We start from the raw sequence: 12,042 nt of genomic DNA on the forward strand, positions 1-12,042 counted from the left end.
CTTACGGGAAAAGCGCGGCAGGTCTGATGCGCAGGGGCAACACCCTCCTCGCTGCCAGCCGACAGTCAAGCATGCATGACGCCAATATCCATTTGCTTTCACAGCAGCGGCTGGGCCGCAAAACTGTCTATGGCGCCGCCGCGGCCTATCTCATCTTTTGGGCGGCCCTGGCCATTCACCCGTCCGACCGCGCGGCATGGTTGCTGGAAAACATGCTGGTGCTGGCGCTGGCTGCCGCACTCTGGCTGATCAGAAAGCAGTTCCGGTTTTCCAATATTTCGCTGCTGCTGATCCTGCTGTTCCTGACACTGCATATGATCGGCTCGCACTATACGTACTCCGACGTGCCATACAACCAATGGTGGGAAGCGCTCACGGGTCATACGCTCAATAGCGTCTTTGGCTGGGAACGGAATCACTACGACCGATTGGTGCATTTTTCCTACGGCCTGCTGCTGGCCTACCCCATTCGGGAATTTTTTCTGCGCATCGTCGAAGTACGCGGCTTCTGGGCCTATTTTCTGCCGCTGGACGTTACCCTCAGCACGTCGGCCCTTTACGAATTGATCGAATGGGGCGCCGCCATGATGTTCGGCGGCGACCTTGGCATGCATTATCTGGGCACGCAGGGGGATATCTGGGATGCCCACAAGGACATGGGGCTGGCGGCGCTGGGTGCGCTCATCGCCATGCTGATCACCGCCGCCCTCAACGTACGCATGAAACGCGACCTTGCCTGGGAATGGTCGCAAGGCATGAAGCATCATTAACCGGAACGGCTACACTCAGTGTCTTGTCACCATGCCCAGACAGAACCATCGGGAGGAGTAACCATGAACACCAAGAAAGTAGCGCTGGTCACTGGCGCGGGATCCGGCATCGGCAAAAGCATCGCTCTCGCACTGATGGGCGACGGATATTCACTGGTGCTGGCGGGCCGGCGCCGCGAGCCACTGGAGGCCACAGCGGAGCAAGGACGCGCGCTGGGTGTGGAGACACTGGTCGTCCCCACGGATGTCAGCAGTCCCGCTGATGTGGAAGCACTGTTTGCAAGCATCAAGGAACGCTTCGGCCGGCTCGATCTGCTGTTCAACAACGCCGGTATTTTCGCCCGCGCAGTCTCGCTCGAAGAACTCGAGTACGAGCAATGGAAGAACGCCGTCGATATCAACCTGACAGGCGCTTTTCTGTGCACCCAAGGTGCTTTTCGCCTGATGCGCGACCAGCAACCGCGCGGTGGCCGCATTATCAACAATGGATCGATCTCGGCCTATGTTCCCCGGCCCAACGCGGTGTCTTATACGGCCACCAAGCATGCCATCACCGGGCTGACCAAAGCCACCTCGCTGGATGGCCGCAAATACGATATTGCCTGCGGCCAGATCGATATCGGCAATGCCGCCAGCGACATGACCGAGGCCATGAACCGCGGCGTCTTGCAGGCGGACGGGTCGACGCGCCCGGAACCCCTTATGGATGTGGAGCACGTTGCCCGGGCCGTACTGTATATGGCGAGCCTGCCGCTGGACGCCAATGTTCAGTTCATGACGGTGATGGCGACCAAGATGCCTTATATAGGACGCGGCTAGACGCCGGCCACTGCCAGACAGGTTCCGGTCCGATCTCCTGCCAAGCCCGTGGCATAGACCACACCGTGCGTCGGGGCTATGGCGCGATCGGAACAGTGTCGGCCTATAGTGATACCACTATCCAGCAGGAGTACCCCAATCGCTGGCCCAAGGCCACAGCATGGAAGCAATCACCTGCCGGCAACACTCATCACGCACCGGCTGACATCATGACTTTCCCCGCATTCTTTAACGCTATCCCCGCCATTATCATGCAGGACCCCCTGGCACAGCTGCTTGGCGCTGCAGATGCTGGCCTGATCGAATACACCTACGCCGATACCGTCAAGCTGGCCGGCCACTCATGCCCGACAGTTGCCGGCGCCTACTTGATGACGACCAAGGCCCTCAAGCGGCTCTACCCGGACCAGCCACCCTTGCGCGGCGGTATCAAGGTTCAGTTTCGCGACAGCCAAGCCAAGGGCGTAACGGGTGTCATTGCCAACGTGACAAGTTTTATAACCGGCGCCACCACGGACAACGGCTTCAAAGGTATACGTGGCAAGCACGACCGCCGCAATCTTCTTTTTTTTGATGTCCCCATCCAGGGCGACATCCGCTTTGAACGGCTCGACACCGGCGCGAGCGTGACGGTGAGCTTTGACGCCAGCCAGGTTCCGTCCGCCCCTGAACTCATGCCATCACTGCTGGCCGCCACCGGCGACAATCCCGATCCCGCCCAGCAGGAACGATTCGCGCAAGCCTGGCAGGATCGTGTACGGCGCATCTTTGAACAGGCAGACCAGCCAGGGCTTGTGCAGTTCTACTGAGCGCGCTGCTACTCGACAGATCTCGCACACGCAATCGCAGCCCAGGCCAGCAACAGCGCGGGAACACTGTACAGCCAGAGGGGTGACGCGAAGGGCAACAGCACCCCCGCCAACATCGGCCCTAACCCTGCGCCGATATCGCGCCAGATAGAACGTGCCGCCAGTGCCTGCACCCGTCCGGGGCCAGGCGTACGGCGTGCAACGATGGGCGCCAGCAAGGGCAGTTGCAGGGAGCGCAAGATGACAATCGCTGCCGCGCAACTCCATAGCCAGCCGGCGCCAAATCCTATCAACGCTACCGCTGTCATCAAGGACAGGCACACCAGCAGTTTTTCGGGCCCAACTCTATCCGCGAGGCGGCCACCCAGCGGGCTGAGCATGATCTCGCCCAGATAACGCATGGCCAGCAGCGACCCCGCCACCACCACGGCACCGCCAGGCATCATGTCTTTGCCCAGATAAGACAGCCCCACGATGAACAGACCGTCCAGCGTCAAGCCTTCAAGAAAGGACCAGGTATCCAGGCTATTGGGAAGCCGTAGCCCGCGACGGCGCGCAGGCTCCGCGTGCGGTGCGAACGGCAGCGCGCGAGCCGCCAGCAGACCCAGCAACGCAACGGCGGTCAGGAGAAAGAATATTGAGCGCGGCCCCCAATACTGAGCCATGACCGCCCCCAGCGGCAACGCCAGCACCGGCCCTGCGGCGATATAGGCGCGCGAACGTCCATACCGCCGTGCAGCGCCTTCGGGCACGATGGTGCCAAGCGCCTGCGTTGACAGATTGAGTGCCGCAAAAGCCAGGCCCCATAACAGGCGCAAAGGCAGCAAGAGCCAGAACCCGGACAACAGCGCACAGCCCAGCCCCGACACGGCCGCTGCCGCGACCGCCCAGAGACAGGCAGGCCTATCGCCATGGCGCGCATAGGCTCGCGCCACCCATGTATAGCCAACGATGCGCACCAGCCGGTTGGCCGCAAGCAGCACCCCAGCCTCTGCCAGGCTTAGGCCGAATTCGGTGTGATACATGGGAAGAAGCAGGTACAGCAGCGTATCGACAGGCAGCGCCAACCCAAGTGCGATTGCGGAATTGCGGGCGTCGCGATCAGCGCGAAGGGCAGCGGTGGCGATCATGTATTAACCAGATCTGATCAAGTAAAAGGCCGGCACTGCCTGCGCCAGTGCACGGAATATCGCCGCAACTGTCCAAGTAATACCAACAAATCAAGCAGGCATTATGCAGGAAGGCACTACAGCCCGCAATGGCGGCTCCCTGCGTTAGGCTACGCTTTTTCTGCCTCCTTGACCGTCCACAAATCAGCCAATTTAAGTCTCTGGACTTTACCTGACGGCCCTTTGGGCAACTCATCCACGATGCGTATCTCGCGTGGCGTTTTGTAGCGGCCCAATGCCTCATGGCAATGCGCGAGCAACGCCTGGGCGTCGGCCTGCGCACCTGGCTTGAGCGTCACGGCCGCGTAGATCTCCTGGCCATAAGCGGGGTCGGGCAACCCGACCGCGGCGGCTTCCAGCACCGCGGCATGGCCGAGCAGCGCTTCGTCGATTTCGCGGGGGGCAATATTCTCGCCGCCCTTGATGATCAACTCCTTGATACGGCCTGTGATAGTGAAATAGCCTTCCGCATCACGATAGCCCAAGTCGCCTGTTCTCAGCCAACCGTCTGTGTCAAAAGCCTTGGCCGTTTCCACGGGATTGTCGAAGTAGCTTTGCATGACGTTGGGTCCGCGCAATATGACCTCGCCCACTTCGCCATCTTCCACCTGCCCGCCGTCGCGCCCGGCGATGCGGGCTTCCACGCCGCAAGGCAGGCCGGGAGAACCATAGCGCCGCCCGGCGGGATCCTGCGGATTGCAGAAGATCACCGAAGCGGTTTCGGTCATGCCCATCGCCTCAATGATTGGAATGCCGAAACGGCGCTCGAAGGCCTGATGATGCTCCACCGGAAGCGGCGCGGACGCCGAACGGCCAAAACGCACGCTGGTATGCGACGCATCGTCAGGATGCGCATCGCCATTGAGCAGGTAAGCAATAATTGTGGGCACCATGTTCAGCCAGGTGCATTGATAGCGCTCTACCGTTTCCCACCACAGGCTTGCACTGAAGCGCCTTGGCGCCACGATGCTGCCACCCGAGACAAACGGCGTCAGCGTAGCGATGACTTGACCATTGATATGGTAGAGCGGCAAGGCGGACAACACTCTATCCGCAGGCCCTAGCCCGTGCCACTGCGCCACCGAGCGAGCGCCATGCAGCAAATTGGCATGCGTGAGAGGCACACCCTTGGGCGTGCCTGTTGTCCCCGACGTGTACATCAGCAATGCAATATCGCCTGGTCCAGGAGCCACTGGCGCCACAAGCGGTGCGCCGTCCAGTTCGAACCGGTCCGCGTCCGGATCGATCTCCACGATGTCCGGCGCCCCCTGACTGCCTGCCAGCTCTGGCAGCACTTTATGCACAGAGGCCGACAGGCTGGCGCACGTCACAACCAGGCGCGCACGGCTATGACGCAAGCAGTGCAGCATCTGCGCAGGCGTTGCCAATAGATTCAACGGCACAATGACATAGCCGCTGGCCATCGAGGCAAGAAAGATCAGGCTCGCCTGAATGCCGTTGGGCAGCAGCATGGCAATGCTGTCCCCCGCTTTCAAGCCCCGTCCGGCTGCCCAGCGGGCGAAACGCTCGGTCTGCTGCGCCAGCCCCTGATAACTGAGTCGCTTGTCCGTTTCGGGTGAGATCAGCAGCAACGCATCGGGCTGGCTTTCTGCGTGGCCCTGCAACAGCGCATGCAATGTGTGAGCAGCGTTTTGCTTCATCGCCCGAACCTCTCAAAGAAAGAACCGAAAATCTGCGCCTCCGCAGGCATGCTGCCCGGTATGGGAAAGGCCACACGCGTGATATTCAAGTACTGCCGGTAATCCATATTGGATGAGAAGTTATTGCCGCCCCAGGTGCCGCAGCCCATGGAAAGCGAAAACGGCAGGCCGTTTTCAAAGCTGCCACCTGTCGCCACGGTATGCGGCTGGTTCACGATCACGCGCGCCACAGGCAGCACTTCGGCCAAATGCCTGGCGTGCGCGCTGGCCTGCTCAGGGTCAATATGCAGGCCAACCGAATGCCCGGCGCCCTGAAAGGCATAAATCGCGTTCACGATGCGCACCGCATCCTCACGCCCGCGGCTACGATACATAGTAAGCACGGGCGAGAGCTTTTCGCCAGAAAAAGGATGATCCGGCCCGAAGCCATCCTCTTCCACCACCAGCGCCCGGGCCTGAGCAAACGCTGGCCGCTGCAGTCCGACCTGTGCTGCGATCACATCTGCCGATTTGCCGGTGATCGCGCCGGATAGCCTGCCCTCCGGCCACATTGCAGCCTGCAATGCAGATTTTTCTTCCGCCGTCAGCAGGACGCCGCCCGCCTTGGAGAAGGCCTCAATAAAACGATCTGCCACGGACTCGTCCACGATCACGCTGTTTTCGGAAGAACAGCTGGTTGCATTGTCGAACGTCTTGGACAACATGATGCGTTCAGCCGCAGCCGCCAGGTCGGCGCTCGCATCCACGATACTGGCGACATTGCCGGCCCCGACCCCAAAGGCCGGCGTACCGCTCAGGTAGGCTGCGCGCACATTGGCCTGGCTTCCAGTGGCCACCACGAGATCCGCCTGCATCATCAACGCATGCGTCAGGGCTTTGGATACCGGCGTCGGCAACATCTGGACCAGACCCTCGGCCAGACCGCGATCCACACCGATACGTTCCAGCTCGTCGTGAATAAAGCCCAACAGCATTGCGCAGGTACCCACGCCCTTGGGGGACGGCGCCACAATCACGGCATTGCGGCACTTCAGGGCGTTGATGATTTTGTTGGCCGGCGTCGCCCCGGGATTGGTCGATGGCGTAATGGCAGCCACCACGCCCACCGGTCGCGCGAATTCGATCACGCCACGCTCGCTATCTTCCGAGACGACCCCGACCGTCCGGGCTTGCTGCAAATCGCGCAGCAAGCCTAGCGTCTTGCGGTGATTCTTGGTGATCTTGTCGTCGACATTCCCCAGCCCGGTGTCGCGCACTGCGAGCTCGGCCAGCTTGCGATTACGCTCGGGCTCCATGATGGCCCAGCCGCACGCCGCGACCAGGTCATCCACCTGGGCTTGCGTATAGTGATCAATGGCCTGTTGAGCCTGGCGAGCGCGCGCTACTAACGCGGCCACCTGCGCCATGGCATCGTCGTCAGTGCGCAAAGGTAAGTTGGCCGATGGTGTCTGCATGATAAAGAAACTCCTATCCAGATGTTCCGGTTGTATTCAATCGAGTTTGATGTTGGCGTCCTTGGCCAGGGCGACCCATTTGCTGAGCTCGGTGTTCACGACAGACTCCAGCTCCTTCGGTGTGCTGCCGACTGCTTCAGCACCCTGGCCAAGCAGCTTATCTTTAATTTCAGGTTTGCTCACAACCACCGAGATGGCTTTGGCCACTTTGTCGATGATGGGCTGCGGCGTATTGCTGGGTACGAACATGGCGTACCATGAATCGACCTCAAAATCCGGCACGCCCGATTCCTGCATCGTGGGAACGTCCGGAAACAAGGGGCTGCGCCGCACTGTCGATACCGCCAGGGGCTTCAAACGCCCTGTTTTGACAAAGCCTACGGCAGCAGGAATGGATACCCACAGCAAGGGGATCTGATTGCCCAGCACATCATTGACAGCCGGTCCTCCGCCACGATAAGGAATGTGCTGCATCTGAACGCCGGTACGCAGGCCAAGGAGTTCGCCCGCTATGTGGCTGGGCGAGCCATTGCCCACTGATCCGTACGACAGTTCGCCTGGCCTGGACTTGGCTTCTTTGATGAGTTCCTGGACATTATTGACGGCAAATTCGGGATTGGCGACCAGAATCTGCGGCAGCGACGCTACCAGCGACACGGGAGCGAAGTCTTTGGCTGTGTTGAAACTCAGCTTCTTGTAGATGGCGGGATTGATGGTGTGAGATGACAGCGTAAACAACATCGTATAGCCATCTGGCTCGGCGCGTGCGACGGCTTCAGTGCCTATCATTCCCGCCGCGCCGCCCCGGTTCTCTATCACAACCGTCTGACCCAACTGCTTGGTGAGATCTTCCTGGATGATGCGCGCAATAATATCGGTACCCCCGCCTGGCGGATACGGCACCACCATGCGTATGGGTCGTTCAGGCCAAGCGCTGGAAGCCTGCGCCGCTGGCCCGGCAGCAACCATCCCCACGGCCATGGCCACGGGCAGGAACATCCTGCGCCAGGGATTCAAACCTCTGAAGGCACTGCCACTATCTGATCCTCGACTGCACAACATGGTAATTGACATCGTTGTCTCCTCGCTGGTGGCGCCGCCTTCCTGGCGGCAGGTAATCAACTCATGGTTACTTCATGCCTTGTTCAAACTCGTTGCGTTAAAAAAGCGGGCACCGGTGCAACCGCGACGTTAGGCCGGTGACCCAGCAGCGCCGACGTCGAGGCGGCAGCCTCGCGCAGCGGCGCAATCAATTCAGGCAGGCGTTCGGGTGTGGCACGTATGCTGGGCAGGCTAATGCCGAGCGCACCGACTACCTGGCCATGGCCATCGAATACCGGCGCTCCCAGTCCCGAAACGTCTTCACGCCATTCTCCGCGGTTCAGGGCATAGCCTTGCTGGCGCACCAGCAGGAGATCATCAAGCAACGCATCATGCTTGAGATGGCTGAACGCTGTATACGGTTCAAGCGCAGGCAAAGTGTCGCGCAGCCAGCGCAAAGCCTGCGCCTTGTCACCGGGCAAGGCGTGGGCCAGCAATGCCTTACCGCTGGCGACACACTGCGCAGGCGCGCGACCACCGATATGCGAATAGGCGGCCACCGGCTGAGGGCTGTCGACCTTGTCCAGATAGACAACCTGGCTTCCATCGCGCACGACCAGGTGAATGGTTTCCATCGTGCCAGCGGCCAGCTCTGCCATGGCCTGATGGGCAATATGGCGAATATCCAGCATTCCCACCACCTTGGATCCGAGCTCGAACAGGCGCAGGCTGGGCTGGTAGCGCGAATCAGGCATTTGCTTTGCATAGCCCAGCGCCACCAGCGTGTTCAGCGTGCGGTGCGCATTACTGGGCACCAACGAAAATGCCTTCGCTACTTCCGAGACACTGCAGGGCGCGGCGCGCTCCACAAGAAACTCGAGAACAGACAGGCCTTTGACCAGGGTTTTATCCATATTCTAAATATTGGAATGTGATTCTATATTTAGTATAGGCGTGTTTTAAGCGTGGGTAAAGAAAAATCAAACGCGAGGGTTGGCACCGTTTTCCCGCTCTTGTCCGCGCCCGTCCGACCCGCTATGATCAAACTTCGCAGGCGCGGGCGACCATCCTCCTTCCCACTCCCCCCTCCATTTGCCTGTAATCCACGTTTTATCGCGCCTTTCCTGCTATCGACCCGAACACCTCACCGGAGCGGTACAATGAAAAAATCAGCAGATAGCGACGAACTCTCATCCCGCAAATTTGGGCTCAGCCAGTTGCAAGAGCTGGAAGCCAGGCTTCTTCACCTCGAACAGCGCGACCCGTCCTCTCCTTACTACCGAGGCTCCGATCCCGTCAGCCTGCCACATGGCATGCCACCACGCCGGCGCTTCATGTTGGGCGCAATGGCGGCCCTGGGTACTGCCGGCGCACATAGCGCGGCAACCGCAGCCACACCAGGCGCCATCGAGCGAACAGTTCCGCCCGATGCCACGAAAATCCAGGGGGTGGGTGTCGCTGTGGACGATGGCGGCTACGGGGGGCGATCACAGTTCGAGACCGAGGTGCGCACCCGGTACGCCACCAAAACTACCGAATCGTCATGGAGCTTCACGCCCTTGCAAAACAGCATGGGTATCGTCACGCCCTCTGGGCTGCACTATGAGCGTCATCACGGCGGCATCGCAACCATCGACCCCACCACGCATCAGTTGTATGTACATGGCATGGTCAAGCAGGCAAAAAAGTTTTCGATAGCGCACATCAAGCGCTATCCCATGCTGTCCAGGCTCATGTTCATGGAATGCTCGGGCAACGGTTTGACAGAATGGGCCAAGCCCACGCTGAAGACTGTGCAAGGAACACATGGGCTGACCTCTACATCCGAGTGGGTGGGGGTTCCGCTATCGACCATCTTAAATGAGGTCGGCCTGCGCCCGGGTGCCAAATGGCTGCTGGCCGAGGGCGGCGATGCTGCCGTCATGACACGCAGCATACCGATAGAGAAAGCCATGAAAGACTGCCTCCTGGCCTACGGCCAGAATGGCGAGGCGATCAGGCCTGAGCAAGGCTATCCGCTGCGCCTCATGGTGCCAGGCTATGAAGGCAATATGGCAATCAAGTGGTTGCGCCGGCTCGAAATTTCAGACACCCCTTTCATGACGCGCGAAGAAACGTCTAAATACACAGACTTGATGCCGGACGGCACCGCATTGCAGTTCTCCTTTCTGATGGAAGCCAAGTCCGTCATCACCTATCCATCAGGCGAGATGCTGCTGCAGGAACCCGGTTTCTATGAGATCTCCGGACTCGCCTGGTCGGGTAGAGGCACCATAAAGCGTGTCGAAGTTTCAGTGGATGGCGGAAAAAATTGGCGCGATGCGATCTTGCACGACCCTGTGCTGCCTATCTGTCATACACGATTCACCTTGCCGTGGGAGTGGAGCGGCCAAGAAGCGATACTGCAAAGCCGATGTACCGATGAAACCGGCTACGTACAACCCACCATCAAGCAACTGGCGGACGAGCGCGGCTTGTCATCGGTCTATCATCTGAACGGCATTCAAAGCTGGAAAGTTGCAGCGAGCGGGGAGGTGTCAAATGTACATCACTACTAACAAAGCGCTGATCGCCACAACGCTGACACTGGCCTGTTTGGGCAGCGCGGCCGCACAAACCGCCACTTCCTCATCCTCCACACAGGCATCCGAGTCACATCCCTACAGCTTCGGCACAAATATCACCGAGGATGAACTCAAGCAGTTTGTATCGCCGCTGCCCGACGGACGCGGCTTGCCAGCCGGGTCTGGAACGGTGATGCAGGGCCAGAAAGTCTATGCGCAGCAGTGCCTGGCCTGCCATGGCGCGAATTTGGAGGGCGGTATAGGCGACCGCCTGATCGGTGGACGCGGCACTCTGGCTAAAAGCGATCAGGGCGGTGCACCAATAAAAACCGTGGAGAGCTACTGGCCGTACGCTACTACCCTGTTTGATTACATCAAACGCGCCATGCCTTTCACCGCACCGAACACCATGTCCGACGACGATGTTTACGCCGTAACCGCTTATATATTGGCCGAGGCGAAGATCATCCCGGATAGCGCGACGATGGACCAGGAGTCATTGCCGAGCGTTGTCATGCCCAACCGGGATGGTTTCAAGCCGGCAGATCGCTAAGCGGCGCTTGATGGATGGGCTGATCCCCCGATTATGGCGTAGAGCCGGGGTTTACCGAAAGATGTGGTCGGGGCGACATGATTCGAACATGCGACTCCTGCGTCCCGAACGCAGTACTCTACCAGGCTGAGCTACGCCCCGATCTTGAAGCTTGCCGCGGCGCCCAGCCAAAGGCAGGGTGGGTACCGCAGCGCGGGAAACTTTAGCGGTCTCGTTCAACCGCGAAGGAACAGAATTTTAGCAAAGTTTCCTGATGAACGGAAACCGGCAGGCCCTGCAGCGCCTCGCGGGCCAGGGCCGCCTCGGCGATCGCTGCCTCGCGCGTAAAGGCCAGGGCATCGGTTTGCTGGATGGCGTGAGCCACCGCGAGGAAGTCGGCCTCGCCATTGCGGATGGCATCCCGAATCAGTTGTTGCTGTGCAGCGTCGCCCACCGCCATGACGCGAATGAGCGGCATGGTGGGTTTGCCTTCGCGCAGGTCATCGCCGACGCTTTTGCCCAACACCTGGGCATCGCCGCTGTAGTCGAGCACATCGTCGATAAGCTGAAAGGCAGTGCCTATATGGCGGCCGTAGGCGGCCGCAGCGTGCTGCTGCGCCGGCGTAGCGCCCGCCACAATTGCCCCTACCTCGGCGGCGGCCTCGAACAGCTTGGCGGTTTTGTAGCGCACGACCTGCAGATAACGATCCAGAGAGACATCCGGATCGTGAACATTGAGCAGCTGCAGCACCTCGCCTTCGGCGATCACAGTGGTTGCCGCCGAAAGGACCGTCATGGCGGCCATGGAGTCCGACTCGACCATCATCTCGAAAGAGCGCGAGTACAGATAATCGCCGACCAGCACGCTGGCTGCATTGCCGAACATCGCATTGGCGGTGCTGCGGCCGCGGCGCATATCGGATTCGTCGACGACATCGTCGTGCAGCAGCGTGGCAGTGTGAATGAATTCGACCACCGCCGCCAGCAAATGATGCTGCGTACCCTGGTAGCCCAGCGCCTTGGCCATCAAGAGCAAAAGTGCCGGCCGCATGCGCTTTCCGCCCGCACCCACGATGTAATCGCCTATGGTGCGGATAAGGACAACATCGGAATTCAGACGATCGCGAATGACGGCATCGACCGCATTCATGTCGTCTGCAATAGGGGAAATTAACTCGGTAAGGCTCAAAACGTGGTCCGGCTCAAATAGGGGGTGATCGGAT

At 60.0% G+C, this 12,042-nt stretch carries 11 protein-coding genes and 1 tRNA gene; 5 read left to right on the forward strand and 7 right to left on the reverse strand.

What is annotated here, in order from left to right; all coding sequences use genetic code 11:
- The first annotated feature begins 71 nt into the window (after positions 1–71).
- From ERE07_RS10685 to ERE07_RS10695, 3 genes are all read left to right on the forward strand, one after another.
- Positions 72–770, forward strand: a complete 699-nt coding sequence (locus ERE07_RS10685) for a DUF2238 domain-containing protein (protein ID WP_130008810.1) — start codon at positions 72–74, stop codon at positions 768–770.
- A 63-nt stretch (positions 771–833) separates the two neighbouring features.
- Entirely contained in the window at positions 834–1,589 is a 756-nt protein-coding gene (locus tag ERE07_RS10690; protein ID WP_130008811.1) for an SDR family oxidoreductase, read from the forward strand.
- Between the two features lie 95 nt (positions 1,590–1,684).
- Complete coding sequence (locus tag ERE07_RS10695; RefSeq protein WP_245153631.1) at positions 1,685–2,398, forward strand: FmdE family protein; 714 nt, start codon at positions 1,685–1,687, stop codon at positions 2,396–2,398.
- Between the two features lie 8 nt (positions 2,399–2,406).
- On the opposite strand, the gene ERE07_RS10700 is transcribed toward ERE07_RS10695, so the two are convergent.
- The 5 genes from ERE07_RS10700 to ERE07_RS10720 all read right to left on the reverse strand — a co-directional run bounded on the left by ERE07_RS10700 (position 2,407) and on the right by ERE07_RS10720 (position 8,637).
- A complete protein-coding gene (locus tag ERE07_RS10700; RefSeq protein ID WP_130008812.1) occupies positions 2,407–3,528 on the reverse strand; it encodes an MFS transporter in 1,122 nt (373 codons plus the stop codon).
- A gap of 149 nt (positions 3,529–3,677) precedes the next feature.
- The gene (locus ERE07_RS10705) at positions 3,678–5,228 is read right to left on the reverse strand and encodes an AMP-binding protein (protein WP_130008813.1); all 1,551 of its coding nucleotides are present in this window, start codon (positions 5,226–5,228) and stop codon (positions 3,678–3,680) included.
- On the reverse strand, positions 5,225–6,682 hold the full coding sequence (sauS, locus tag ERE07_RS10710) for an acylating sulfoacetaldehyde dehydrogenase (protein ID WP_130008814.1): 1,458 nt from the start codon (positions 6,680–6,682) through the stop codon (positions 5,225–5,227). Before sauS ends, ERE07_RS10705 begins: the two co-directional genes overlap by 4 nt.
- Positions 6,683–6,718: 36 nt before the next feature.
- Entirely contained in the window at positions 6,719–7,756 is a 1,038-nt protein-coding gene (locus tag ERE07_RS10715; protein WP_245153632.1) for a Bug family tripartite tricarboxylate transporter substrate binding protein, read from the reverse strand.
- 71 nt (positions 7,757–7,827) lie between these two features.
- Positions 7,828–8,637 carry an IclR family transcriptional regulator gene (locus ERE07_RS10720; RefSeq protein ID WP_130008815.1) on the reverse strand — a complete coding sequence of 270 codons (810 nt, stop codon included), beginning with the start codon at positions 8,635–8,637 and terminating at the stop codon, positions 7,828–7,830.
- Between the two features lie 399 nt (positions 8,638–9,036).
- On the opposite strand from ERE07_RS10720, the gene soxC reads away from it, so the two are divergent.
- Both soxC and ERE07_RS10730 read left to right on the forward strand, forming a co-directional pair.
- The gene (gene soxC / locus ERE07_RS10725) at positions 9,037–10,281 is read left to right on the forward strand and encodes a sulfite dehydrogenase (RefSeq protein WP_130008909.1); all 1,245 of its coding nucleotides are present in this window, start codon (positions 9,037–9,039) and stop codon (positions 10,279–10,281) included.
- The gene (locus ERE07_RS10730; RefSeq protein ID WP_130008816.1) at positions 10,265–10,840 is read left to right on the forward strand and encodes a c-type cytochrome; all 576 of its coding nucleotides are present in this window, start codon (positions 10,265–10,267) and stop codon (positions 10,838–10,840) included. The genes soxC and ERE07_RS10730 overlap by 17 nt, the downstream gene beginning before the upstream one ends.
- A gap of 64 nt (positions 10,841–10,904) precedes the next feature.
- Here ERE07_RS10730 and ERE07_RS10735 read toward each other — a convergent pair.
- Both ERE07_RS10735 and ERE07_RS10740 read right to left on the reverse strand, forming a co-directional pair.
- Positions 10,905–10,981, reverse strand: a tRNA-Pro gene (locus ERE07_RS10735).
- Positions 10,982–11,042: 61 nt separating this feature from the next.
- Complete coding sequence (locus tag ERE07_RS10740) at positions 11,043–12,008, reverse strand: polyprenyl synthetase family protein (RefSeq protein ID WP_130008817.1); 966 nt, start codon at positions 12,006–12,008, stop codon at positions 11,043–11,045.
- Between the last annotated feature and the right edge of the window lie 34 nt (positions 12,009–12,042).

It is taken from the genome of Allopusillimonas ginsengisoli (genome assembly GCF_004153455.1).
GTDB classification, from domain to species: domain Bacteria; phylum Pseudomonadota; class Gammaproteobacteria; order Burkholderiales; family Burkholderiaceae_B; genus Allopusillimonas; species Allopusillimonas ginsengisoli.

Bases quoted from the DNA above. Each gene is read 5' to 3' on its own strand.
- ERE07_RS10685 (WP_130008810.1), top strand. From the start codon at position 72: ATGCATGACGCCAATATCCATTTGCTTTCACAGCAGCGGCTGGGCCGC.
- ERE07_RS10720 (WP_130008815.1), bottom strand. From the start codon at position 8,637: ATGGATAAAACCCTGGTCAAAGGCCTGTCTGTTCTCGAGTTTCTTGTG.
- ERE07_RS10715 (WP_245153632.1), bottom strand. From the start codon at position 7,756: ATGTCAATTACCATGTTGTGCAGTCGAGGATCAGATAGTGGCAGTGCC.
- sauS (WP_130008814.1), bottom strand. From the start codon at position 6,682: ATGCAGACACCATCGGCCAACTTACCTTTGCGCACTGACGACGATGCC.
- ERE07_RS10700 (WP_130008812.1), bottom strand. From the start codon at position 3,528: ATGATCGCCACCGCTGCCCTTCGCGCTGATCGCGACGCCCGCAATTCC.
- ERE07_RS10705 (WP_130008813.1), bottom strand. From the start codon at position 5,228: ATGAAGCAAAACGCTGCTCACACATTGCATGCGCTGTTGCAGGGCCAC.
- ERE07_RS10730 (WP_130008816.1), top strand. From the start codon at position 10,265: ATGTACATCACTACTAACAAAGCGCTGATCGCCACAACGCTGACACTG.
- ERE07_RS10690 (WP_130008811.1), top strand. From the start codon at position 834: ATGAACACCAAGAAAGTAGCGCTGGTCACTGGCGCGGGATCCGGCATC.
- soxC (WP_130008909.1), top strand. From the start codon at position 9,037: ATGCCACCACGCCGGCGCTTCATGTTGGGCGCAATGGCGGCCCTGGGT.